We start from the raw sequence: 23,837 nt of genomic DNA, 5'->3' as shown, positions 1-23,837 counted from the left end.
AAGCTGCGGTCGTTGAAAACGGACGACAACCTGCTGCTGCTGAAGACCAACATGGGAGCGGGCCACGGCGGCAGATCAGGCAGGTATGACAGGCTGTACGAAACGGCGGAGGCTTACACGTTCATACTCGTGAGCATAGGACTGCTTGAGTAGCAGGAACGCTACCGGCTGACTCGCCGAGAATCGTGTGGCGGTAGCTGCCGACACAATCAATCTCTAATGTTGGTTTGTGATCTGTGGACAACAAGAATTGACTGCAACATTTCGCCCGCATTGGTTGCATGCGCTACACAGCCAGACTTCCTGCCTAAAGCAACAGCAGTCTCGGCGGGAGGTACACTCTACCCCCAGGGATGCCTTGCTTTGCTACCGGGTATCCAGTAGTCTTAACTCATGCCAGATGCATCGGCGCCCCTACACAATTCGGCACGGTCAGCGACCTCTGTCGGTGGTATGTCGGCTGTAACTCCAACTGCCGCACATGGACGAAGGGAGAGCCTGCCCTCTGTCGAGGGAGCATCATCGAGCGAAGTCCGAGTACGCATCCCTGTGCGCCTTCCTCGGGGCCCGTGGCTGAAAACGTTCGACTCCCTCTCGAACCGAAACTTCCTATTCCTGTGGGTGGGGATGCTGTTCCTCATGGCCGGGACGCAGATGCAGATGCTTGCCCAGAGTTACCTCGTGTATGACATCACCGGCTCTGCCTCGGTTCTAGGCATCATAAATCTGGGCATAGCCGTCCCCATGCTAACTATCCCCCTCTTCGGCGGCGTGGTCGCCGACAGGTTCGAGAAGAAGACGATCATCCAGGTGGCGCAGATTGTCGCCGGATCGCTTGCTCTGCTTATAGGATTAGCAATCGACTTCGAGGTCATAGCCTGGCAACATCTGCTACTATCATCCATGGTGACGGGCGGCCTGTGGGCTTTCATGATGCCCGCGAGGCAGGCGATCATCCCCCAACTCGTAGGACAGGAGAAGACAACGAATGCGATAGCGCTGAACGCCGCGGGCATCAGCGGAACTACTATGGCTGCGCCGGCGCTCGCCGGTGGCGTATATACTTTCATCGGGCCGTGGAATGTGTTCTACCTCATAGGGGCGCTGACATTGGCAGCGGTCGTCCTGACATCATTTCTGCCCAGGACAGGCTCCGCGGGAACAAGTGCTGGGAGCACGAATGTGGTTCGTGACATCGCCGATGGCATTTCCCATGTGTGGCAGCGCCGGATTCTCTTTGTTTTGCTTCTAATGGGTCTTGCCGCGACCATGCTCGCGATGCCCTTCCGATTTATCCTGCCGGTGTTCGTAGTTGACATCTATCGTCAGGGGCCGGACTCGATGGGTCTTCTCGTCGGCTTGATGGGCCTGGGCTCGATGCTCGGCTCACTCTACGTGGCGTCAATGGGCCAGCGATACAGGGGTATCGGTCTGATTGTCGCGTCGTTCATGTCCGGTGTCGGGCTGGTGTTGGTTGCTGCGATACCTGTGTACAGCGCCGCCGCCGTGATAATGGTGCTGCTGGGGATAGGTGACTCGGGACGGCAGGCGCTCAACCAGACCCTCATAATCGAACTGGCAAGTCCTGAGTACCGTGGGAGAATCATGAGCCTGTTTATGCTCAACTACGGCCTGATGCCACTCAGCATTACACCTGCGGGCTACCTCACCGATTACCTGGGTGGGCAGACCGTCATCGGATTCATGGGTGTGGCGCTCATCTGCGTGATGGTTTTCGTGCTGCTGACCCAGGCTCGGCTGAGACGTCTCTCGTAAGAGTTTCCCGACTCAGAGGTAAGAGGCTTATCTGCTATCCTCTCCATTGTGGCAACTACGGCGGCAAAAAGGGGAATTGTATGACAGCTTTCGATTCCGATCTATATCGCTAAATCCTAGGACATCTACGGTGACATGGAGTGGAGTGCAGTAAACAAGAGTACCTGCGATCTTCTCATACGCAACGGCCAGATCATCACAATGGATTCGGAGCGTAGAATCTATCGTCCAGGCGCGGTGGCGATCACTGGATCGCGCATCGTAGAGGTTGGCATCGACGCGGAGCTGACACAGCGCTTTGATGCCAGGGAGACGGTGGATTCGGGAGGCGGCATCGTACATCCGGGATTCATCGATGCACACAATCACATTGTGCATACTTCGTGTCGAGGGGTCTTCGCCAACGTACGCAGTGCAAGCTCGTCGCAAGTCAATTTCGCGGACTGGAAGGCGGGAGTAACGGCTGAGGACGAGGCGGCGGCTACCGTCCTGGGCTGTCTGGAGATGCTTCAAGGCGGCTTCACGATGTTCATCGAGCCGGGCTCGATGTTCTCGACCGAGTCGGCGGCTGAGGCGGTCGAGCGTGTGGGTTTGAGGGCGCTATTCGCTCCGATCTATCTATGGGACCGGCAAGAGACCTTCGATGCGATCCCCTCGCTCGTGAGTCCGAGCCTGACGGCTCGCGCGCCCGTCAGCCTTGATCGTTCGCTCAAACAGCTGGACACGGAGCTTCACCGTAACACTGACCCGGAATCTCCGGTTCGCGGGTATGTATTTGTCTATGGCGTCGGGACTGCCTCGCCCGAGCTGTTGCAGGCCGCCCACGCGTGTGCCCGCGAGAACAACGTGCCGCTGCATCTGCACGCAGGCTATGTCCCGGAAGAGGCGGATATCTACCGCGCTATCACCGGAACCAGCCAAATCGTTCACTTACAGGAGCTTGGTGTCCTAGATGAGCATACCGTCATCGTCCATGCGAACGTGCTTGACGAAGCGGAAGAAACCGCAGTTTACGAATCCGGCTGCAAGATTGTATGGTGCCCGGCTGCCTTCTTCTCTCTGGGCATCGGACAAGGCGCGAGATTTAAGATGGCTGAGCGTTATCACCGTGGAGTCCGCGTCTCGCTAGGCACCGACGCCGCCAGGGACTCCACGCCGGGAGATACCCTACTTGCCGCGCGCTACGCATCACAGACCTATAAGGACCCTCTGTCGCCTGGTGCGCTACTCGAAATGCAGACTGTCAATGCCGCCGCTGCCGCCGGAATGGAAACGGAACTGGGAAGTCTGGAGACCGGCAAGCGCGCGGATATCGTGGTGAGGTCGGCGCATACGGCTGAAGCTTATCCCTCCAACAACCCGCTCCACTTGCTGGCATTTACTATGGGAACGGGCAGTGTGGATACGGTTCTGGTCAACGGAGAGGTCGTCTTCAGCGGAGGACGCTCAACCAGAGTGGACGAGATCGAGGCTTACCGGAGTGTCTCCGAATCTGTCGCCGCGCGAGCGAAACGGCTCAGCATAGACCTGCAACCCGAATGGCCTATTATGGGCTGAGGATTGTCGCAGGCAGGGTGTCCGCGAGCCTGTTCACCGCTGCCGGAGAGAACGCCCTCGGTCCGATAACGGAACACTTTAGTGATGCTGCCGCGACTGCGAATCTCAGGCACCACTCAAATTCACTTCCGTTCAGCCTGCTGCTGATGAAGGCCGCCGAGAATGTCGCCCCGGCGCCACAGGTATCTGCGACATCCAGTACAGGAGCCTCGACGTGAATGGCAGCGCCGTCTTCCATCCCGCGCCGGTGCTCCCTTCCGGTAGCTCGTCAACCACCAGAACCCTTGCTGGCGTTATCATTCCAAAGCAGACGACCCTGCGCGCCACCCCACTGTCGTGACGTAGTATGCCTGAAATCGACCGAGTGCCCATACTTCTAACATCCGCATTACACAGACCAGTTGCCTATGGAGATAATCTTACCATTGCCTCGACAAGTCGGAATCCTCAGCGGTAAGGAGCCTCCATTAGTTCCGGGCGCGCGCTTGGTCCCGGCGGTTGCGCTTACGCTCGTGGGCAGAGAGTTCCGCCTTGCGCAGACGAAGATTCAAGGGTGTGACTTCAAGCAGCTCGTCGTCCGCAATGAACGCCAGCGCTTCCTCGAGGCTCATCCTCACTGTGGCGTTCAGGCGCTTGGCAATATCGGCAGTCGACGACCGTATGTTTGTCAACTTCTTCTGCTTGCAGACGTTAATCTCGATGTCCCCGTCACGACGGTGCGAGCCGATAATCATCCCCTCATAGACCATAATGCCCGGATCGATGAATGTGTCGCCTCTTCCCTGAGCATTGAGCAGACCGTAGGTGACGGCGGTTCCCCCCTCAGACGCCACGAGCACTCCGCCGCCGTGTGATTTTATGTCCCCCTCCATAGGTTCGTATGAGGTAAAGAAGCTGCTCTTTACACCATCGCCCCGAGTGGTCTGAAGAAAGAAGGCATTGAATCCGATCAACCCGCGGGTGGGTATCTTGTACTCTAAATCTACATAGCCGTTATCGTCGTAGCGCATGTCGCGGAGTTGTGCCAGATGCGTAGAAAGGTACTCGGCAAGCGCGCCCACATACTGCTCGTGAGTGGTGATATTCAGGATTTCGTATGGTTCGTATTCCTTGCCGTCAATCATCTTGGTGACCGGAATGGGCCGCGACACCTGAAACTCAAACTGTTCCCGGCGCATCGTCTCTACCAGAATCGACAGATGCAATTCACCGCGTCCGGCGACGACGAACACATCCGGACTGGATGTGGTGTCTACTCGCAGGCTGATGTTAGTTCGTAACTCTCTCATCAGTCGTTCATGAAGATTTCGGGAAGTGCAGTGAATTCCGTCCTTGCCCATGAATGGGGAAGTGCTCACGCCGAAGGTCATGCTCACCGTGGGTTCGTTGATGTCGATTGTCGGCAATGCCTCCGGGTTCTCGATCGAAGTGATGGTGTCGCCGATAGATACACCATCTAGCCCGGAAACCGCAACGATGTCTCCTGCGTAGGCTTCGGATACCTCAACCCGCTCCATGCCGCGGAACACGAAAATTCGCTCGATGTTATGCGTACTTATTTCGTCATCGCGTCCTAGCAGGGCGACATCATCCCGCATCCGTAGCGTTCCGTTGGATATGCGGCCTATCGACACCTGGCCCAAATAATTGTCGTAGTCCAGGGCTGCCACGAGCATCTGCAGCGGGGCATCCAGATCGCCGCCTGGCGGTGGGACAGACTCCACAATCGCGTCGAAGAGAGGCTGCATGTCCGTTCCAAGTATGCCAGGGTCGGCGGTGGCGTAGCCGTCGCGCGCCGATGCGTATAGTACCGGGAAGTCAAGCTGATCCGCTTCGGTTGCCAGTTCCAGGAACAGGTCCTGGATCATCGTGACCACTTCGTCCGCCCGCGCTTCGGGGCGGTCTATCTTATTGATGACAACCATCGGCGTGACATTCTGCCGCAGAGCTTGGCGAAGCACGTATGTCGTTTGTGGCATCGGCCCATCCACCGCGTCCACCAGCAGCAGGCAGCCGTCAGCCATATTCATGACTCGCTCCACTTCGCCGCTGAAGTCGGCGTGGCCCGGCGTGTCGATAATGTTAATCCTCACATCTCCATAGGAGACCGAGGCATTCTTGGCGAGGATGGTGATTCCGCGCTCTCGCTCCAGTGGGTTGGTATCCATGATCAGGGTACCGACCTCTTGGTGGGACTTGAATACCTTGCCCTGCTTCAACAGCGCATCCACAAGGGTCGTCTTTCCATGATCGACATGGGCAATAATGGCAAGATTCCGTATATTCTCGTTCTTACAATCGGTCAAAATTAAGCACTCCGAATATTTTTCGCCCACGCTCGCACATTCCTGACCGCCTATAATCATCTCAAAGAATGTGGAAATGTTGATTAGGGCTTACAGACAACAATGAAACTCGTCCGCCATTGTGTCCCTTGCGACAACTTTGATGTCAATAGATATCGCCACAGGTTAGAATTTCCACGATTTCACTGGAAACCTGCGGCCCAGTCCCCGCTCGATCTCCCTCCATTTGCGCTCTTCATCCGGTGTGATGAAGGTCACCGCCTCACCCGAACGTCCCATGCGGCCGGTGCGGCCTACTCGATGCGTGAAGAGCAAGTCCGTGTCTGGCAGGTCAAAGTTGATGACCCGTGAGACACCGTCAATATCCAGGCCTCGCGCAGCCACATTCGTTGCCACAAGAGTTGGTGTGGCACCGGAACGAAAGTCTGTCATCACGCGCTCGCGAGCATTTTGGCTCAGGTTTCCCTGGAGCGCTCCAACCGAATAGCCCAAATCATCGAGCTGCCTTGCCAGCTTTTTGACGCCGCGCTTGGTCCTTCCGAAGACGATCACCGGAGAGCCGTCCTGCTCGTCCAGAAGCGTCCGAAGGGCCCTTATCTTCTCATTCGGGCGAATAGCAAAAACCAAGTGCTCCACACTTGGCGCCGCTCGCAGGTCCGCGTCAACTTCCACCCTCACAGGGTTACGCAGGTGCTTCTTGGCAGTGGTTGCCACCCAGTCCGGCAAGGTCGCGGAGAGTAGAGCGGTCTGGCGATCGGAAGCTGTCTGGCTTAGGATCGCCTCAACGTCTCTCGCAAACCCCCTGTCCAGCATTTCATCCGCCTCGTCAAGCACGAGAAATCGGACTGCGCTCAGATCAAGGGTTCCCTGCCGCAAGTGGTCGAGCGTGCGCCCAGGCGTCCCGATGATGATTTGCGCTCCGTTCCTCAACTCTGCTTCCGGCTTGTCGGAGCGCCCGCCGTACAATAGCGACACTCGCAGCCGTTGCTTTGAGCATAAGGCATTGGTCACATCCGCCACCTGGATGGCAAGCTCGCGGGTGGGCACCAGAACCAACGCTTGGACACGCCCGGTCGTCGGGTCGCATACCTCGGTGAGTGGTATTGCGAAGGCCAGTGTCTTTCCCGAACCCGTACGCGCCTGTCCAATAAGGTCTTTGCCGTCGAGAAGCGGCGGAATGGACTTGGTCTGAATGGGTGTGGGTTGCGAAATGTTCATCGAGGCAAGCGCCCGTCTGGTAGCGGGCCTCAACTCGATACCGGGAAGCACTCCATCATATGAAGAGCCGAGCTTGTCATCTCGGTTGTTCGCGTCATGCGTCTTACTCGCAGGTGCGTCGGGTCTGTTGGACTGGTCGTTCCGGCGAGCATTGAAACAAGAGCGACAGTACACCGGCCTGCTGGGATTTGGACGGAACGGGACCGTCGTGGACTCATTGCAGTCGGCGCAAATGACGGCATGGCGCTTTAGGTGGCGGGAAGAACGCGGACGCGTGCTTACGGATTGTAAAGACATACGGATACAGACTCCTAGGTCAAGAGGCGTCAATACAGGCAAATCTGCTTGGGACAGCCCGGCAAGAAAGTGCTAGATGAAAGGCACTGTGTGGAAACTTGGAGGAATAGTGAATACCTTGTGGGCTAATTTGGGTTGGACTAATTTAGGAAGGTTGATTTGAATCGTAAAATCATTCTACCAGATTGACCTATGCGGGGAATATAGTTTATTGAAATGTTCATTGCCGAAAATCGCCCACCGGTAAGAATCGCCTACCGGCTAGTGAAAGACTCTCCGGAAACGCCCGCATCCTCTGAGCAGGTGAATCAGTCGGCCAGCAAGACATAGACCGCCGCAGATGGGCTCAGGTCGTTGTGCGTATGACCCTTGCCGCTGACATCTTCCATCAGCCGGATATCCCCGGCCCGCAGCACCCGCTTCGCGCCGTCGCTGGCTCCGATTTCCACCTCGCCGTACAGATGGATGATCAGCCTGCGCTCCGGCAGAGGATGAAAGTCCATTTGGCGAGACCCGTCGAATTCCTGCACCCTCACCTCGGATACGCTGATCAGTGCCCCCAGTTCCGGATGCTCCTCCAGTTTCAGGTCCTCGATGTGGCTCTCGCCATCGCCGTCCGAAAATACCCTGTATATTGCCATTCTGCCTCCTCCACAATTCTGTAATTGAAACCCCGGTAAACTCTGTGCCAGCCGTAGATCAGAGCAATAGCATCTTTACGACACATCTTGCGCTTCGTCACCTTCCACCCGTTTTCACCACATCTGCTGTTACGGAGAAAAATCTAGTATAACGGACATCTCTCTAACCGCAGGCCGGTATGACTTCTTCGCCGAACAGCCGTATGGCGTCCATTATCTTCTCGTGAGGTGGTCCCCCCGAGTGGGCGTGACGCAGACGTAGCAAGAAGTACTCCGCGCCCACGGCCTCGCTCCAGCGCTGGAATTCTGCCACACACTCTTGCGGCTCTCCCAGTATCAGCCGGTCCGCTCCCAGGTTGTCCGGGGTAATCTCGTCCTCCGACCGTATGCTGCGGAACTCCGACAGGCCGTTGCGCCAGTAATACTTGTAGGCAGTCATCACCTCCGGCCCGTACACCGCCTCAGCCTCCGCGTGGGTCTCAGCAACCCATGCGTCCCGCATCAGCGCCACCATCGGCTCCCGTCCCATCTTTACCGCCTCATCACGGTAGGCATCAACCAGCTTGATGGTGTTGGCAAGATTCGTGCTGGGTCCGGCAACGAAACCGTCAGCCATGCGTCCGGCCCGGCGCGCTCCTCGCGGCGTGCTGGCTCCAATCCACAGGGGAGGCGCAGGCTTCTGGAAAGGACTGGGGCGGATGTGCAGGTTCTCCAGTTGGTGGTACTTGCCGTGGAATGAGAAGGGTTCCCCGCTCCAGCAGTGGCGGATAATCTCCATCCCCTCCTCGAACCGGCCTACACGCTGGCCTATAGGCACCTCGAAGGCTCGAAAATCCGCCTCCTGGTATCCTAGACCCACCCCCAGGATGAATCTCTCCTTGGACACCAGGTCCAGCGTAATCACATCCTCTGCCAGATGTACCGGATTGTGTAGCGGCAGTAGGATTACCGACGTGCCCACGTTCAAGGTGCTCGTGTGGGCGGCCACCGCCGTCGCCACGATCAGAGGTGACGGTAGGAATCCGTCTCTATCCTGGTGATGCTCGCCGAAGAAGCAGGAGTCGAAACCCGCCTCTTCAGCAAGCCGCGCCTCGGCGATAACCTCGTCTATCCGTTGGTCCAGCCGCTCGCCCCTGGGCGGGTCGGCGATGGAGCTATAAATGCCAAACTTCATATCCGGTCTCTCCAATTCCGCTATGTACCGAAGCTATCGTGCGAGGGTCGAAAACTCCCGTCACCATGTCTTCCCCGAATTGACCGAAACGACCGATTGATCCGCGCTTCTCATTTTTTCACACTGTACAGAAAATAACGCAAAAGCGGATGCGCCAGAAGTATATCATTGAGTCTGAATTGGCTTTCAGGGTGATTGTCGCCAACAGAAAATTGCATTAGTCCCTCCCCCAATTAAGGACTGATAGGAGTAGGTAAAGGTTGATTTCAGTACATAACATATCCATTTTGTCATTCTGAACGCAGCGCAGCGGAGTGAAGAATCTGAAATATCTGTCATAAGATATGCCTATTCGTAGTCAAGGACGCCAGATTCCTCACTTCGTTGGGAATGACAGCAGAAATCTGAATCCCTTGAAGCGCAACGGCATTACATTTGAAATGCCAGATACCTACCCTTTTCAGCCCATCAAGGGGAAAGAGCCTTTCCTGAGCTTGCCGAAGGGATGGGGATTGAGATGGATTATGACCAACACTAACAGGTCGTCGTAGGCTGCTATTTGTACATGCGTTAGGTACAATAGTGTCCCCGCTCACTTTCTTGTCATTCCGAACGCAGTGAGGAACATAAAACCGTTGCATGCAAAATGCAAACCTGTTGCCACCCCTAGATTTCTCGCTCCGCTGGAATTGACAGGAGTGAATTGCATTTGTGAAGCATGTGCCCGACTATGATCAGGTATCGTCTTGTACAAGAAAGCGCTGCATAACAGCAACCTAAAGGAGAACGTATCATGGCGAACAAAATCCGCTTGGGCTATATCGGCGCGAATGTTAACTCAACCTGGGCGTCCCAGTCGCACTTCCCCGCAATACTTGCCTGTCCTGATGTCGAATTTACCGCAGTCTGCACCACCCGGCCCGAGAGTGCTGAAGAAGCTCGCCAGGCCTTTGGCGCGAAGCTCGCCTTCCACGATTTCCGCGAAATGGCAGTGTCGCCGGAGATTGACGCGGTTGCCGTGGTCGTACGGGTCCCATCGCACTACGAGCCAACCAAAGCCGCCATCGAAGCCGGGAAGCATGTCCTCACCGAGTGGCCTCTGGGGAAGAACGCCGCCGAAGCTGAGGAACTTGCTGCTCTCGCCCGCAGCAAGGGCGTGCGAACCGCCGTAGGGCTTCAGTCACGAGTCAGTCCCGCGCTGCTGTATGTCAAGGAACTGATCGAGGACGGCTACGTGAGCGAGGTGCTGTCGTGTCATGTGACCACCATGCGCGGTGGATCGGTGGAACGCTCTTCCAGCGATACCTGGCAGCGCGACGTCAGTCAGGGCGCGAACACCCTGACCATCGCCAACGGACACGTCATTGACGCGCTGCGCTTTGTAGCAGGCGACTTCACCCGCGTGGCATCCATGGTTAGCACTCAGGTAGAGCAATGGTACGAGACCGACACCGAGCGGTTTGTGGAAGTTACATCCCCGGACAACGTGCGAGTCAGTGGACAGTTGGAGAGCGGCGCGGCAGCGTCCGTCCATGTCGGAGCCGTCCCTTGGGCTGGCAGCGGGTTCCGGATGGAGATATACGGGAGAGAGGGCACGCTGGTAGTAACAGGGAGTGTCTCGTCGCAGCGCGGCGAGATGCTGCGGATACGGGGCGCGCAAAGAAGCAATGAATTGCAGGACCTAACTATACCCGAGCGATTCGTCTATGTACCGTCCGACTTTCCACGGGGCGACCCATTCAACGTCGGGCAACTGTACACCTTGTTCGCCGAGTCGATCCGAACCGGACAGGAGCGCCTGCCAACCTTCGACACGGCGGTTGACCTGCATCGTTTCATCGACATCATAAATCAAGCGTCGGACACGGGTAGGGAACTGCCGGTTATATAATGCGACGTTTCCTCCGCTCAGGAACGTACAAGCGTTACGCCTGCGGAAAGGAGGTTCCCTGATTCCTTGCGCGCCGGTGTTCCAGCGTTCGATGTGTATCTAGCCGGAACCCAATGCCCGCACACTAGCGACTCCAGCAGCGCCCTCGACGTCAGTGAAATTTCATCTACAGCCCGGTTGAACGCCTCTTCATTCGCGCGAGACGGCTTGCAATAGCCGCTAATCTTCCGCACGAACTGCAGCGCGGCAGCGTGCAGTTCGTCGTCGGTGGCGGGCGTGTCTAGCCGTCTGAGCGTTTTGACCATCGTGCAATCCGGTTGTCACCATGCCCTTCAGGAACCTGAGCCTGCGGTCAGGTCTAACTGCATCTCCCTGACCGCGTGCTCCACAAGCGCCGGATAGTCGTTGGCGGCGCGGTTGACTTCTTTGGATACCGCATGGTGTGCAACCTCGGGCCATTCTGAGAGCTGTACCAGCACGAGCAGATCCTCTGCATCGGCATCCGGGTCGAGCCATCCTCGGTACATTTCGGGCTGCAGTATCACCGGCATCCTGTGATGTACGGGAGCAACCAGATCATTCGCGGCGCATGTTATGACGACGCAGGTATCGACGTCCCCGTCGTCCGCGCGCTCGGTGGACCAGATGCCGGCGAAGGCAACCGGCGCACCGTACTCCCTGTGGAACCATACCGGCGTCCTGCGGCCGGATTCATCTCTCCCCCATTCGTAGAAGCCGCTTGCGAGGATAAGACAGCAGCGCTCTCTGAACGGCTGCCGGAAAGACAGCAGCCGATGCACCGTCTCTGCGCGGGTGTTGAACAGCGGGCGGCTGCTTCCCCTGGAGCGCGGATGACGCGCGCCCGTCATACCCCAGTGCAGAAGTCTGGCGGTATTCTCGCCGGGCTGATCTTCACTCGACGACGAATGCACCGTCAGCACGGGGACCGTGGGAGGGACGTTCCAGCGCGGGGAGTAGATGTCCTGCATTATCGAGAGGTCGAAGTTGAACTGCTCGGCGAGCGCGTCCAGTTCCGCCAACAGACCGAATCTACCGGACATAGAGAGTCTCCTGGCAACTGATTCGCTTCAAATGAATGAGCGGAGGCGATGCTCCCATCCTATTGTCGCAAGTTATGTCGCAAGCTAGGTATAGAAACGTAAGGCGGCTCTGTATAATAAGTCGAAATTGCACAAAAATTAGGCTTTGCACGAAAAGTCGCGGTTGTCACATAAAGCAGCGCTATCGTCACGGAAAGTGTGCGCCGCACGGAACACCCCGCGCTGGCCTATCGTACATCGTAGGTGTTAGACTCCGCGCGTACTTAGGGCCGAAAGCTCACAAAATATCGATTGCGGAGGGGCCGCAAAACGCTCGCTCGCGCAGCCAAATACAGTCGGCAAATCACAAATGGGACGACATGGGAATTGACGGGTAGGCGAGCTGGGCGGAAAATGTGCAAAGGCTTCCCAATTACCCATCAACTCCAAGCCTCCGGCAGTTGAGAAAGTAATCTTACCCGTTGCCAGCCGTATGGCGGCTCAGGAAAACTCCTGTGCAGTAATCTCTTTTGAAAACCGCACAGCAGCGAACCGTCCCGAACGGGTAGATAAGTCAGATCCATTACGACATCAACATCGAGAACAAGAACTGTCTCAACTCGCCGGAAGAATCCTGCACTACTCAAATCAAAGAACGCGGCACGCTACCGAGTGATTAAACCTCGCGCTATCCTGAACTGTATTCGGGGTTCTTGCCAACTGTGAGTTATATCGACATTGAGCACACGGTACGACGGGTGATGAAGGAAGCCGGGATGCCGCTTTCCGAAGAGGAGAGAACATCGCAGCGACTCAGGAATGGATCGGGATTAACGGAACGCGGAAGACGTTAATGTTCACCTATCTTTGTCAGTTTGAGAAAATCCTCGCCGCCTGTCCTTAACTCGCGCCTTTGAGAGCAACAACAGTCGAGCGGGACGTAATATAGACAGATGTCCCGCGCCAGACCTCGGCTCCTGCCTGGACCACTTTCTTAAACTCGACAACCTAACGCCAATACAGGACAATCGCTCGGAGAAAGTGTCTTGTGCCGATTTTGTTCTGACACGCTACAATGACTGTAGCAACGAATGGCATCTCCACCGCACTTAATTTACTGAGGAAGTGAAAGTCATGCAGAAAGTGCTGCACTTGAAGACCGCTGTGCTGCCTAGGAGGCAAAATCGAAATAGTCGATAGAGAGCTACCAGTCGGGGAATCCGCCGACGTTGTCGTGTTCTATCCGGCAGAACCGGCTCGTCGGTCCGCTGTTCACATCCTCGACGAAGCGCCCGGACATCTGCTCTTCAAATCGGCTGAGGAAGTGGACTCGTACTTGAGGGAAGAGCGAGCGTCGTGGAACGGTTGAGTATTCCAACGACGGGTCCCACATACCTCGATGCCGCCGCATTCATTTACAGCGTGGAACGTTCGAACCTTATCGCACTCTGCTTGATCCGGTATGGCGATAGGCGCAGAGCAGACAACTTACCGTCGTCAGCAGCGAACCGGTTGTCCTCGAAACGCTCGTCAAGCCTCTTCGTGACGGCACCCGCGTCTTGGATGGACTATTTAGGTCGATCTTGGACTCGAATGAAGTGAGGTTGATCCCAACCGCACTCGCTCTATGGGAACAAGCTGTGGAGATACGTACCGCGACAAGACTGAAGGTGCCCGATTCGCTTCACCCGGCGTCAGATATATCAGATATAAATGCCAAATGCAGTCTTTTCATCACGAACGACAGCGACTTTCGGCGTGTGCCTGATTTGCCGGTCGTGATCCTGAAATATTTTATGGAGGAATAGAACGGAAACTGATAGCGACGCACTCATGACCACCGAAACCCTCCCCGAAATTTCTATGACTGCACCGGCCACGCGCAATCGCAGAGCACGCGACCTAACTGGTCGAGAAGAAACTGCCGGATACATAGAAGCCTACGAGGTCAACGCTCTGCTCCGCGCAGCTCCCAATCCCAGGGCGCGACTCCTGATGATGATTGAATGGCGAGCGGGACTGCGAGTGTCCAAGGCGCTGGCGCTTGAGGTCGGCGACATCTCGCTCGCTGTGGAACTTCCGACACTCCGCGTCCGGCAGAGCAAGGGCAGGAAAGCTCGCATAGTTCCGATGCATCCGGAGCTGTACTCCGCGCTCTCAAGCAACCTTCAGTTCGGCAACATCGCTGCCGAAAACAAGATAGTAAAGGCATCGCGCTCGACGGCGGACCGTTGGATACGGGAGGCGACCGCTGGCGCGATCGCTCCCCCTCCAATCATGCGCTGCGACACAGTTACGACCGCCATTTGCTGACCAGCGGCATCCCAATCAACTATCTGTCGCGCTGGCTGGGTCACAGTTCGATCCAGACGACCCTGATCTATCTGAAGCTTTGCCGGACTCGACCGGGAATTTGGCTATGGTGCCGTAAACGGTATGCCTCCTCTTTTGGGCTCTCAAGCCCGTTCTTGTTCAGATAAGGCTACACCGTCTGATCCATTTGCACACTTTTGAGGTTACATCCAAGCGTGAAACCATAATGGAATACGCCCAGGAGGAGGTGCGTGGCGTTGCTATGCCCAAGTTTTGTGCCCTATAATGACCGGCGAACCATATGAAAATAGACATCTGCATCGGCCGCTCTTCGTATTTTCATCTCCACACTACATCATCCATTCAACAAGTAGGTCAACGATGAGCAGCAACGATATTGCAATGATGGCCCACCTGATGCGGCGGGCAGGCTTTGCGCATCACGTGAAGAACTTGGAGAGCGGCTTGCCGCAGGCAACGAAACCACACAGGGCGATATTCTACAACCAAACGAAACCGCTTATCTGTCCTGAAAGTCTTGCTAATGAGAATGAATCCATTTGGCTTTCCGAAGGCGCTGCCATTCATTCTGGCAGCAGCAGCAGCGGTTAGTTGCGGCTCTGAGGACTTTAGCATTGGTTACAGCCGTAATTCCGCCGCGAGTCCGGAGCAAATGCTCGATCCTAACACCGTAATTCCATTCGTGAACGCGGCAAGCTACGCGCTCGAGGACGGCTACGGTGTCTGGAACGACCGACCCGGCGTGGTCATATTCGACTACAACCGGGACGGATACATGGACTTCTATGTGACCCAGATGGCCGGCCACGCGAACATCCTTTACCGCAACAACGGCGACGAGACATTCACCGATGTCGGCGAAACGGCAGGAGCAGCCCTTAAGGACGCTCACGGCACCGGCACGGTCGCATGCGACATCAACAACGACGGATTTCAAGACCTGTATGTCGGCTCGTGGGGCAACCCTGCGGACGATCTCGGCTTCAGGTCGCCGCAGCAGGGCAACTTGGACGCGCTGCTTCTGAACATGAAGGACGGCACTTTCGCGGACATCACCTTCGCGGCGTTCGGCGCCTCCGTGAACGCGCGCTCCGCCGCCAGCGTAGCCTGCGCCGATGTCAACAACGACGGCTGGCTCGACATATTCGTTGGCAACCTAATGGACCAGGACTTCCGACACTTCGAAGACCTGAATCATCCCGGCCACTACAACACGCTGTTTCTGAACAACGGTGACCTGACATTCGAGGACATAACGGAGACGGCGGGCGTTCTCGGTCCGCAGATAATGATGCGTTATCCGGACGGCAACCCTGTCAGTTACAGGTATCCGGAGACCGGAGATACATACGAGGGGTACAACCCGGCAACCATAGACGCGCAGGGCAATCGTGTAGGCGAGCCGACCGGACAGACTCACGCAGTGCTATTTTTCGATTTCGACGACGATGGCGACCAAGACTTATGGGTTGCCAATGACGCGGACAGGTTGCATTTGTACCGGAACGACTCCGACACCGCTGGAGTCAGGTTCACACCGATGGCTCGCAGCCTGGGCATAGACAAGGTTGGCGCGTGGATGGGATTCGCTGTAGGTGACATCGATGGCGACACTGACCTCGATGTGTTCGTTCCTAATGTGGGCTTTCACCCGCTGATACAGCCGCCCAGACAGGTGCCGCGCGGCACTTGCGAATACTTCGGCAGATTCGCAACCGGCACATGCTCCCACTTTCTACTGAGTAACGGCGGCGAGGGAAGGTTCGTTGATGTAGCAAACTCGACAATGGTCGCGCCCAGCCCCTGGTTTCCGCCTATATCTATGGACCCGTCAACCATACATCCCGATCATAAAATCCCAACCGGTATCGCCGCATACGACTTCGGCTTCGGCGCTACCTTCTTCGACTACGAGAACGACGGCGATCAGGACCTGTACTGGTTCGGTTCTACGATGGGCAGAGGGGGAGGACCCGACGGCCACATTTTCCCGGCGGCAGGGCGCATGCTGCGTGGTGACAACACGGGTGCGTTCGAGGATATAACGGTTCGCGCCCGCCTGCTGGACATAACCCATGTGAGCTACGAAGGGCTGGCGGATGACCCTTTGGCGCGCGCAAATCCGGAGGCGCTTAAGGCGAGGCGCATAGATCGTCAGATGCACGAGAATGGCAAGGGGCTGGCACACGGAGACCTGAACGGCGACGGTTTCGTCGACTTGATAGCCACCAACAGCAGCGGTGACATATACATACCCGGTTTGCCCGGCGGTCCGCCTGCCACCGCGCCCAGGACTGGACCGCTCTTTGTTTGGCTGAACGGACACAACGCGAACCACTGGATTACGCTTCGGCTGAAAGGACGCATGGCGATCGACGGCACGGGCAGCAATGCTGACGGCATTGGTGCGCGCGTATATCTCACTGCGGGCGGGCGCACCCAGGTGCAGGAAGCGCGTGCCGGTTCAAGTTACCTGTCAATGGACAGTATCGACCTCGAATTCGGGCTTGGCGTCAATGATGAAGTCGAAGAAATCAAAATTTTCTGGCCGAGCGGCAGAACGCAAGTCATCGAAGACATTAAGTCCAATCAGGTTATGACCATAGAAGAGCCGAAGGAATGAAAAATGCGGGTTGCAGCTATCTTCCGTAATTCGGCAACGACATATTGACTATTGAACTGCATGATGCTTTAATATGCGCGTTACATTCAAGAATCGCAATTCGTATATACGCTTCCCCATCTATGACGTTGATTTGGTGTCTGATTCTCTTGGTCAACCAGGGAGGATGAAAGAATGAAACTCAAGCCCCTATTTCTTTTGAGCATCGTCGCTTTAGCCGCACTTTTCGCCGTGGCATGCGGTTCTGCGCCCGAGGAAGTTGCCGCTCCCGCAGCACCGGTGGCGCCCGCTCCCGCAACGGCGGCTCCTGCCGCCGCGGCCCCAGCGCCTACTAGCGCTCCTGCACCAACAACTGCGCCTGCTGCTGCGCCTGCCGAATCCGGCGGTGGCGGACAGTTAAAGGTCGCCATGCGTACACTCGGTAACGCTCAAGGACTGCCAAGCCAGGCTTCCGGCGGCACAGGCGACACCATACCCGGACTAATCGGTCTGATGGAAAGTCTGACCGAGCGCAAGAAGGCAGACCTGCTTTTCTATCCTCATCTTGCAGAATCCTACGAAGTCGAGCCGGACCTGTCGAAGATTTCAGTCAAGTTGCGCGAGGGAGTGCAGTTTCATCATGACTGGGGTGAGATGGGCGCGGAGGATGTCAAGTGGAGCTTCGGCGACGCAGGTGTGGAGAACCAGGAATCCGTGTTCGGCAATGTCGGCTACCTGCATGAGTACCAAGAGCCTCATGTAGTTGTTGACCAGCACACCGTAGAATTCCCGCTCAAGAGCTTCACATCGGAGTTCGAAGGCGCGATAATCGGGCTTGTCTTCGTGTACAGTAGCAAATACATCAATGACATGGGACGCGACCATGCTTTCCAGAACCCTGTCGGCACCGGTCCCTTCCAGATGGAGAGCTGGACGCCTAATGACGAGTTCATTGGCAGCACATTTATGGACTACTGGGACACGCCTGCATCCTTCGGCGAACTCAGCGTAAAGGAAATTCCGGAAGACTCAACTCGCGTTGCGCTCATCAAGACAGACGCTGTGCATATCATAGACCCCGTGCCGTTCAGCTTCCTGCCGGACCTGCTGGATGTTGGCATGGTAGCGAACAGCGACAACCAGGGTGGCGCTACACAGGCAATCACATACAGCGGCAACTTCTGGATGTTCGAATATCCTGAAAACGATAACAAGAATCGCGATGGTCAGCCAGTTACGCCGCGCCCGGGCTTCGAGCCGGATGACGAGCATCCATGGATTGGCGACCCCAATGATCCCGCCCGCATGGAGTCGGCGCGGCTGGTGCGTCATGCGCTGTCTCGCGCAATCGATCGCGACCTTATCGTCGAAGAGGTTCTGCTAGGAAACGGCTTCCCCGAGTACATCAATTTCTACTCCAGCTCACTGCCGGAGCATAAGGAAGAATGGATAATCCCCTACGACCCTGACGGCGCAGTGGCAATGCTCGAAGAGGCTGGTTACCCGGTTGAGGACTTCCCCGCATTCCAGATTTATGTGCAGCAGCTTCCGAATGTGAACTTTGAGGTATTCGACGCCGTTGCCACAATGTGGATTAACATCGGACTGGATGTAACGGTGGACAGCACGGCATATCAGGCATTCAGGCCACGCTTGGTTGACCGTGAGTGGAACGGCTTGACTTCCTGCTGCGCCTGGCCCGGATGCGGCGGTCCTCTGCTTCTTATGGACCAGCCAAGGCTGGCAGCGCGTGAAGGCTCGACCATCGGCGAGGGCGACTGGAACCCCGGCTTCGAGGTTCTGGAAGTGATGACCTATGTGAACGAGGTCGAAGCGAATCCTCTCGACGAAGAGGCTAGGGTCGCCGCCAATATCAAGGAAGCCGACTTCTTCTATCACTGGATGCTTTCTACGGGCGTGGTGCATGCCGACAATCCGGTCTGGGTGAACCCGAAGTTCGTAGAAGGCTGGGAAATGGAGATTACCGGACTCTTCAATAACCTCGAAACTATCACGCTCAAGCAATAGATACACCTACTACCGCCTTAAGGGTTCTTGACCACTGAATCACATATCCTCTCCTTACCTTCTTGGAGGGGATACTGTTAAGACCTACAATTTGGGCACGAGAGACTATGGCGCGATTTTTGCTGCGGAGGCTTGGCTATTCACTCGTAACCATCATCCTCGCTACCGTTATCGTATTCGCCCTTTCACGAATGTCGGGCGACCCACGCCTCCTATATCTGAATGCCTTCTCGCATGTGGGTCCAGAGGTTTGGGAAGCTTGGGGGGTGAAGCTTGGACTGGACAAGCCACTACCGTTACAGTACCTGTACTGGCTGCGAGACATCCTGCTGGGTGACTGGGGCGAGTCTATCGATACTGGCATCCCTGTATGGACTGCCGTAACGGATAGATTGCCTCTCACACTGAAACTCACGGGCGGGGGGTTTGTATTCGCGGTAGTCGTCGGTATCCCTTTGGGCGTACTGTCAGGAGTGTACAGAAGCTCCATATGGGACTATATGGGCAGGACCATGGCGGTTATAGGACAGTCGGTGCCTGCGTTCTGGCTTGCGATTGTCTTAATTCTCATCTTTTCCGTCAATCTGGGATGGCTGCCAGCCGCAGGGCAAGGAGGGTTTTCTCATTGGATTATGCCCAGCGTCATTCTCGGTTGGTTCGGCTCGGCAGGCTTTCTGAGACTAACACGCTCCGCGATGCTGGACGTGATGGACTCGGAATATGTCAAACTCGCTAGAGCTAAAGGGGTTAACACTACAACGTTGGTTTGGAAACACGCCTTCCGAAATGCGCTCATAGCGCCGCTGACATACGGCGGACTGCTGTTGGCAGGGTTCGCCACAGGGACGGTGCTAACCGAAACCATATACGCCCTGCCCGGGCTCGGAAGGCTCGCGCTGCAAGCCGTGCTCGCAAACGACTTCCCGATATTGCAGGGTTCGGCCCTTTTCTTCGCATTGCTGTATGTATTTTTCGCATTCATACTGGATATGATCTACGCCCTGATTGACCCGCGCATTAGGTACGATTAAGAGCCGTCTATGCAATTTGAACAACAGCAAGAGCTATTGCAAATCGACCGACCCTCGTTCATTTCGAGGACATATACCAAGTTCCGCCAATGGCCTTACATTCCGGCAGCGATACTTGCAATCTTGGTATTCGCAGCGATAGCGGCTCCGGTTATTTCTCCATACGATCCGGTAAAGGGCGACTTGAGAGCGCGCGAGAAGCCCCCTATTGGCTTCGGGGGTACGACTGAGCACCTATTCGGAACGGACAACCAGGGACGCGACATATTCAGCCGAATCATTCACGGAGCTCGAGTCTCTATGAGCTTCGCCGCGGTTACCATGCTGCTCAGCGTAGCGTTGGGCGCCGTTATCGGTTCAATATCCGGGTACTTCGGCGGGCATGTGGACGAGGCCCTCATGCGCCTCGTTGACCTGCAGAACGCTATCCCGTTCATTCTTGCAGCGCTTGTGGTGGTGAGCGTGTTCGGTGCCAGTTTCACCACGCTGCTCATCATCATTGCGATATTCTCGTGGGGGCCCACAGCGCGCCAGATTAGGGGAGAGATATTGCAGCTCAAGCAGATGGACTATGTGGCGCTCGCCAGGATAGCGGGCGCGTCATCTCCGCGGATAATCTTCAAGCATCTGCTCCCAGGCGTTACCAACACACTCATCGTAGTCGCCACGCTTGGAACGGGGCAGATTATTTTGACTGAAGCCACACTCAGCTTCCTCGGCGTGGGCATCCCGCCGCCCAAGCCTGCCTGGGGCAGCATGGTCTCTTTCGGCAGAAACTATATTGACTCTGCATGGTGGATTGCAGTTATTCCGGGAATTGCCATTGCACTCGTCGTGGTATCGCTGAACTTCCTCGGAGATTGGCTACGCGACTACTTCGACCCTCGTCTGCGACAGATATAGTGCCACACTCAGGTTTCATCACGCGAGAGGAAACGCAGGGATCGTCAGGTCGCTGAACTCCGCGTGTTACACGTCAATCATTTTTGCCGGTCCGTCTCATTCTCCGCCTGCCGGTTCTGCGCCGCTGCCTATACGACAACGCCAACGTGGTTGTCCTGGGACGGGACGAGAGCGGTCATGCACAATGGAACGACAAGATGCTGGACTTCGCTCGTCGGGTGGGGTTCTAGATGCGTCTGTGCAGACCGTACAGGGCACAGACGAAGGGGAAGTTCGAGAGAGGAGTGAAGTCCGTGCGAGGCAACTTCTGGCCTGCGGCGCGCTTCGGCGAGGACGCCGACCTGAACAGGCAAGCGCTGGCTTGGTGCGACGGGATCGCCAACGAGCGAGTGCATGGCACTACGGGCCGAGTACCGAAGGCGATGCTGTCCATTGAGCGGAACCAGCTTGGTGCGCTGCCAGAGCGCTCCAGTCTGAGCGTGTACCTCCGGGAGGAACGCAAGGTGGGCAGAGACGGATACGTTAATTGGGACGGGTCGTGGTACGGAGTGCCGTGGTCGTGGTCAGGGAGCACAGGAGCAGTTGGCGCGATGTACGGAGCGCGAGTGGTTGAAGTGGACGAGATTCGGTTGAATATGAGGGACAAGTCTCGACCTGTGGGAGTGGTGGTGGATGTAGGTGGCAGGATGTTGGTTATAGAGTTGGCTGGTTCTGGCTTCGACCATTTGGGTTGGTTCAAGCGCTTGTCTGCGGAGATTAGAGTGTAGGTAGTGCTGCCGTCCGGTCAGCCACTCAGTACGGCTGCTACTGCTATTGAGCGACTAGACCGCCGTCTATGACAAGCTCGCTGCCGGTGACGAAGGAAGATTCGTCTGAGGCGAGGAAGAGGACGCCGTTGGCGATGTCGTCCACGGTGCCGAGCCTGCCGAGCGGAATGCTGCCGAAGAATGTCTGCAAGCTGTCGGGGTCGGCGAGAACGTCTTCGGACATGGCGGTGACGATTAAGCCGGGGTGGACTGAGTTGCAGCGGATGTTGTCGGCAGCGTACTGGATCGCGGTGGACTTGGTTAGGAGGCGAAGCGCGCCCTTGCTCGCCTGGTAGGCGGGTATGCCGGTTGGGTCGGCGATGATGCCTGCGATGGATGATATGTTGATGATGGAGCCGCCGCCCGCATCTCGCAGCGCGGGAATCGCCGCTTTTGTGCCAAGGAATGCGCCCTTCGCGTTGACCTCAAGGACCCTGTCCCACTGCTCTGAGGTGGTCTCCTCCAAGCCTGTTCGCCTGCCAAGGATGCCGGCGTTGTTGACGAGGATGTCGAGCCTGCCGTAGCGGTCGAGCGCGGTCTGCACCGCGGCGTCCCAGTCGGCTGCGCTGGTTACATCGAGGCGAACGTAGGTGGCGTCTCCGCCAAGCTCGGCGATCTGGGCTTCGATCTGCCTGCCCTCGTCGTCGAGGATGTCGCCGATGACGACTTTCGCGCCTTCTCTGGTAAAGAGCAGCGCTTCTGCGGCGCCCTGTCCACGAGCGCCGCCGCTTATGAGGGCTACTTTGCCATCCAGCCGTCCCATGGTGAACCTCCGCAAGAGTTGTTAGTGGTCAGTTATCAGATATACCAAACAGGATATACAGTATGGCTATGATTTCCCCGTCCCTCTGTATTCATGCGTCCGCGGGAATGGCTACACGTGCGGCGCCGGAGTGCCCGTTGGCAGTTTACCCCAGTTGGCGGAGTCTTGGGTCTAGGGTGTCCCTGAGCCAGTCGCCAAAGAGATTCAGGGACATTACCGTGAACAGAATGGCAAAGCCGGGCATGGTAGCCGCCCACCAGGCATCCACCAAGTGGTCTCGGCCGTCGGCAACCATAGAGCCCCATGCCGGTTCGGGAGGAGGCACACCCGCGCCCATGAAGCTTAGCGTCGCTTCCAGCAAGATAACGATGCCAACCTGCAGTGTGGATATGACTATGACCGTGTTCATAGTCCCCGGAAGCAAGTGGATGAACAATATTCTTGGAATTGACGCCCCGGCAATTCTTGCCGCGGACACGTAGTCCATCGTCTTTAGCTGTAATACCTCGCCCCGCACCTGGCGGGCAAACCGAGGCCATATCCATATTGCCAGAATCCCGATGATCAACTCTAAGGACTGGCCGAATGCAGACACCATTACCAGCGCGACAAGGATTAACGGCAACGAAAGGATAATGTCCACGAGACGCATTATCACCTCGTCGATCCATCCTCCATACCATCCGGATAACAACCCCAGGGAAACCCCCAACCCGCCGCCAATGACAAGCGTGACGGCTGAAACGATTAGCGAGATGCGCGCGCCGAAGACGATCCGGCTCAGGATATCTCTGCCCAATTCGTCCGTACCCAACAGGAATTTGGAACTACCTCCCGCTCTGGTCCCCGGCCCGCTTACCATCTCCAGGGTGTCGCCTAGGTTTATGCCTGGATCCTGAGCGCGGGCATCTTCGAGGGACACCTGGTAGAGGCGTTGCCCGCTCTGCGGCACTTCAACCACCAGTTTTACCGAAGTCCTTGGACTGCCCCAGAACGGTGGAAGGTTTCTTTCCCTCAGGTTGCCGTCGGTTGGGTCATGGGGTGCGATGAGGTTGGCGAGGACTCCGACAACTACCACTCCACCCAGTATGATTATGGGTATGATCGGCAGCCGCCTGAACGTCCGCCATACGGTTGATATGCGGTCAGATGGAAGCGATGGGCTGACCTGGGCTATTTTTGCCACGTTGGTCTCTCGAATCGTCTATGCGTAACGAATTCTGGGGTCGAGGTAGGCATACAAAATGTCCACCAATAATGCGACCGCGATGTAAAGCAGAGTGAAGATGATTACGGTGCCTTGCAACACCGGGTAGTCGGCCTTCAATGTGGACTGAATCGCCAACAGCCCCAGGCCGGGCCAGGCAAAGACCAGTTCTGTCGTGATCGACCCGGCGACCATATTGCCCAAGCTAACTCCGGCAAAGGTTAGAGGCGGAATCACGGCGTTGCGGAGCCCGTGTTTCCATA

21 protein-coding genes and 1 pseudogene are annotated in these 23,837 nt (G+C 56.6%); 12 read left to right on the top strand and 10 right to left on the bottom strand.

The window, feature by feature from the left end; translation table 11 throughout:
* The 3 genes from F4X57_08925 to F4X57_08915 form a co-directional block, all read left to right on the top strand.
* A partial coding sequence (locus tag F4X57_08925; GenBank protein ID MYC07279.1) for a prolyl oligopeptidase family serine peptidase occupies positions 1–153 on the top strand: 153 nt, incomplete at its 5' end.
* Between the two features lie 240 nt (positions 154–393).
* The gene (locus F4X57_08920) at positions 394–1,776 is read left to right on the top strand and encodes an MFS transporter (GenBank protein ID MYC07278.1); all 1,383 of its coding nucleotides are present in this window, start codon (positions 394–396) and stop codon (positions 1,774–1,776) included.
* 135 nt (positions 1,777–1,911) lie between these two features.
* The gene (locus F4X57_08915; GenBank protein ID MYC07277.1) at positions 1,912–3,333 is read left to right on the top strand and encodes an amidohydrolase family protein; all 1,422 of its coding nucleotides are present in this window, start codon (positions 1,912–1,914) and stop codon (positions 3,331–3,333) included.
* Here the strand turns inward: F4X57_08915 and F4X57_08910 are convergent.
* The 5 genes from F4X57_08910 to F4X57_08890 form a co-directional block, all read right to left on the bottom strand.
* Positions 3,323–3,571, bottom strand: coding sequence for a hypothetical protein (locus F4X57_08910; protein ID MYC07276.1), 249 nt, complete (start codon positions 3,569–3,571; stop codon positions 3,323–3,325). The two genes, F4X57_08915 and F4X57_08910, sit on opposite strands and share 11 nt — an antisense overlap.
* A 229-nt stretch (positions 3,572–3,800) precedes the next feature.
* Complete coding sequence (gene typA, locus F4X57_08905) at positions 3,801–5,699, bottom strand: translational GTPase TypA (protein ID MYC07275.1); 1,899 nt, start codon at positions 5,697–5,699, stop codon at positions 3,801–3,803.
* 105 nt (positions 5,700–5,804) lie between these two features.
* Positions 5,805–7,154 carry a DEAD/DEAH box helicase gene (locus tag F4X57_08900; protein ID MYC07274.1) on the bottom strand — a complete coding sequence of 450 codons (1,350 nt, stop codon included), beginning with the start codon at positions 7,152–7,154 and terminating at the stop codon, positions 5,805–5,807.
* A 308-nt stretch (positions 7,155–7,462) separates the two neighbouring features.
* Entirely contained in the window at positions 7,463–7,795 is a 333-nt protein-coding gene (locus tag F4X57_08895; protein MYC07273.1) for a hypothetical protein, read from the bottom strand.
* 163 nt (positions 7,796–7,958) lie between these two features.
* Positions 7,959–8,969 (bottom strand): LLM class flavin-dependent oxidoreductase, encoded by a 1,011-nt coding sequence (locus tag F4X57_08890; protein ID MYC07272.1) that lies wholly within the window; start codon positions 8,967–8,969, stop codon positions 7,959–7,961.
* A 793-nt stretch (positions 8,970–9,762) separates the two neighbouring features.
* Between F4X57_08890 and F4X57_08885 the strand changes: the two genes are divergently transcribed.
* The gene (locus F4X57_08885) at positions 9,763–10,860 is read left to right on the top strand and encodes a Gfo/Idh/MocA family oxidoreductase (protein ID MYC07271.1); all 1,098 of its coding nucleotides are present in this window, start codon (positions 9,763–9,765) and stop codon (positions 10,858–10,860) included.
* A gap of 17 nt (positions 10,861–10,877) precedes the next feature.
* Here the strand turns inward: F4X57_08885 and F4X57_08880 are convergent, their stop codons facing one another.
* Both F4X57_08880 and F4X57_08875 read right to left on the bottom strand, forming a co-directional pair.
* A complete protein-coding gene (locus tag F4X57_08880) occupies positions 10,878–11,165 on the bottom strand; it encodes a DUF2277 domain-containing protein (protein ID MYC07270.1) in 288 nt (95 codons plus the stop codon).
* Between the two features lie 27 nt (positions 11,166–11,192).
* A complete protein-coding gene (locus F4X57_08875) occupies positions 11,193–11,921 on the bottom strand; it encodes an SOS response-associated peptidase (protein MYC07269.1) in 729 nt (242 codons plus the stop codon).
* A gap of 1,469 nt (positions 11,922–13,390) precedes the next feature.
* On the opposite strand from F4X57_08875, the pseudogene F4X57_08870 reads away from it, so the two are divergent.
* The 8 genes and pseudogenes from F4X57_08870 (at position 13,391) to F4X57_08835 (ending at position 21,565) form a co-directional block, all read left to right on the top strand.
* A pseudogene (locus tag F4X57_08870) lies at positions 13,391–13,708 on the top strand (PIN domain-containing protein).
* Positions 13,709–13,733: 25 nt separating this feature from the next.
* On the top strand, positions 13,734–14,213 hold the full coding sequence (locus tag F4X57_08865) for a tyrosine-type recombinase/integrase (GenBank protein MYC07268.1): 480 nt from the start codon (positions 13,734–13,736) through the stop codon (positions 14,211–14,213).
* On the top strand, positions 14,111–14,380 hold the full coding sequence (locus tag F4X57_08860) for a tyrosine-type recombinase/integrase (protein ID MYC07267.1): 270 nt from the start codon (positions 14,111–14,113) through the stop codon (positions 14,378–14,380). Before F4X57_08865 ends, F4X57_08860 begins: the two co-directional genes overlap by 103 nt.
* Before the next feature lie 377 nt (positions 14,381–14,757).
* A complete protein-coding gene (locus tag F4X57_08855; protein MYC07266.1) occupies positions 14,758–16,857 on the top strand; it encodes a CRTAC1 family protein in 2,100 nt (699 codons plus the stop codon).
* A gap of 174 nt (positions 16,858–17,031) precedes the next feature.
* Positions 17,032–18,864, top strand: coding sequence for an ABC transporter substrate-binding protein (locus tag F4X57_08850; protein MYC07265.1), 1,833 nt, complete (start codon positions 17,032–17,034; stop codon positions 18,862–18,864).
* Positions 18,865–18,971: 107 nt separating this feature from the next.
* Positions 18,972–19,895, top strand: coding sequence for an ABC transporter permease (locus F4X57_08845; protein MYC07264.1), 924 nt, complete (start codon positions 18,972–18,974; stop codon positions 19,893–19,895).
* A gap of 9 nt (positions 19,896–19,904) precedes the next feature.
* On the top strand, positions 19,905–20,798 hold the full coding sequence (locus F4X57_08840; protein MYC07263.1) for an ABC transporter permease: 894 nt from the start codon (positions 19,905–19,907) through the stop codon (positions 20,796–20,798).
* 230 nt (positions 20,799–21,028) lie between these two features.
* Entirely contained in the window at positions 21,029–21,565 is a 537-nt protein-coding gene (locus tag F4X57_08835; GenBank protein ID MYC07262.1) for a transposase, read from the top strand.
* Positions 21,566–21,608: 43 nt separating this feature from the next.
* On the opposite strand, the gene F4X57_08830 is transcribed toward F4X57_08835, so the two are convergent.
* From F4X57_08830 to F4X57_08820, 3 genes are all read right to left on the bottom strand, one after another.
* A complete protein-coding gene (locus F4X57_08830) occupies positions 21,609–22,367 on the bottom strand; it encodes a glucose 1-dehydrogenase (protein ID MYC07261.1) in 759 nt (252 codons plus the stop codon).
* Positions 22,368–22,512: 145 nt separating this feature from the next.
* Entirely contained in the window at positions 22,513–23,553 is a 1,041-nt protein-coding gene (locus F4X57_08825; protein ID MYC07260.1) for an ABC transporter permease subunit, read from the bottom strand.
* An 18-nt stretch (positions 23,554–23,571) separates the two neighbouring features.
* A partial coding sequence (locus F4X57_08820; protein MYC07259.1) for an ABC transporter permease occupies positions 23,572–23,837 on the bottom strand: 266 nt, incomplete at its 5' end.

The sequence above is a fragment of the Chloroflexota bacterium genome (assembly GCA_009840355.1).
In the GTDB taxonomy this organism is placed as follows: domain Bacteria; phylum Chloroflexota; class Dehalococcoidia; order Lucifugimonadales; family JADFKI01; genus Bin90.
Note: the sequence above shows the minus strand (reverse complement) of the source record. Positions and strands in the feature narration are given on the sequence as shown.

What these genes read in the sequence shown, in the direction of transcription:
- F4X57_08875 (MYC07269.1), bottom strand. Translation starts at nt 11,921, where the DNA reads ATGTCCGGTAGATTCGGTCTGTTGGCGGAACTGGACGCGCTCGCCGAG.
- F4X57_08915 (MYC07277.1), top strand. Translation starts at nt 1,912, where the DNA reads ATGGAGTGGAGTGCAGTAAACAAGAGTACCTGCGATCTTCTCATACGC.
- F4X57_08880 (MYC07270.1), bottom strand. Translation starts at nt 11,165, where the DNA reads ATGGTCAAAACGCTCAGACGGCTAGACACGCCCGCCACCGACGACGAA.
- F4X57_08895 (MYC07273.1), bottom strand. Translation starts at nt 7,795, where the DNA reads ATGGCAATATACAGGGTATTTTCGGACGGCGATGGCGAGAGCCACATC.
- F4X57_08850 (MYC07265.1), top strand. Translation starts at nt 17,032, where the DNA reads ATGAAACTCAAGCCCCTATTTCTTTTGAGCATCGTCGCTTTAGCCGCA.
- F4X57_08910 (MYC07276.1), bottom strand. Translation starts at nt 3,571, where the DNA reads ATGGAAGACGGCGCTGCCATTCACGTCGAGGCTCCTGTACTGGATGTC.
- F4X57_08845 (MYC07264.1), top strand. Translation starts at nt 18,972, where the DNA reads ATGGCGCGATTTTTGCTGCGGAGGCTTGGCTATTCACTCGTAACCATC.
- F4X57_08855 (MYC07266.1), top strand. Translation starts at nt 14,758, where the DNA reads ATGAGAATGAATCCATTTGGCTTTCCGAAGGCGCTGCCATTCATTCTG.
- F4X57_08885 (MYC07271.1), top strand. Translation starts at nt 9,763, where the DNA reads ATGGCGAACAAAATCCGCTTGGGCTATATCGGCGCGAATGTTAACTCA.
- F4X57_08840 (MYC07263.1), top strand. Translation starts at nt 19,905, where the DNA reads ATGCAATTTGAACAACAGCAAGAGCTATTGCAAATCGACCGACCCTCG.
- F4X57_08830 (MYC07261.1), bottom strand. Translation starts at nt 22,367, where the DNA reads ATGGGACGGCTGGATGGCAAAGTAGCCCTCATAAGCGGCGGCGCTCGT.
- F4X57_08900 (MYC07274.1), bottom strand. Translation starts at nt 7,154, where the DNA reads ATGTCTTTACAATCCGTAAGCACGCGTCCGCGTTCTTCCCGCCACCTA.
- F4X57_08865 (MYC07268.1), top strand. Translation starts at nt 13,734, where the DNA reads ATGACCACCGAAACCCTCCCCGAAATTTCTATGACTGCACCGGCCACG.
- typA (MYC07275.1), bottom strand. Translation starts at nt 5,699, where the DNA reads ATGATTATAGGCGGTCAGGAATGTGCGAGCGTGGGCGAAAAATATTCG.
- F4X57_08920 (MYC07278.1), top strand. Translation starts at nt 394, where the DNA reads ATGCCAGATGCATCGGCGCCCCTACACAATTCGGCACGGTCAGCGACC.
- F4X57_08890 (MYC07272.1), bottom strand. Translation starts at nt 8,969, where the DNA reads ATGAAGTTTGGCATTTATAGCTCCATCGCCGACCCGCCCAGGGGCGAG.
- F4X57_08835 (MYC07262.1), top strand. Translation starts at nt 21,029, where the DNA reads ATGCGTCTGTGCAGACCGTACAGGGCACAGACGAAGGGGAAGTTCGAG.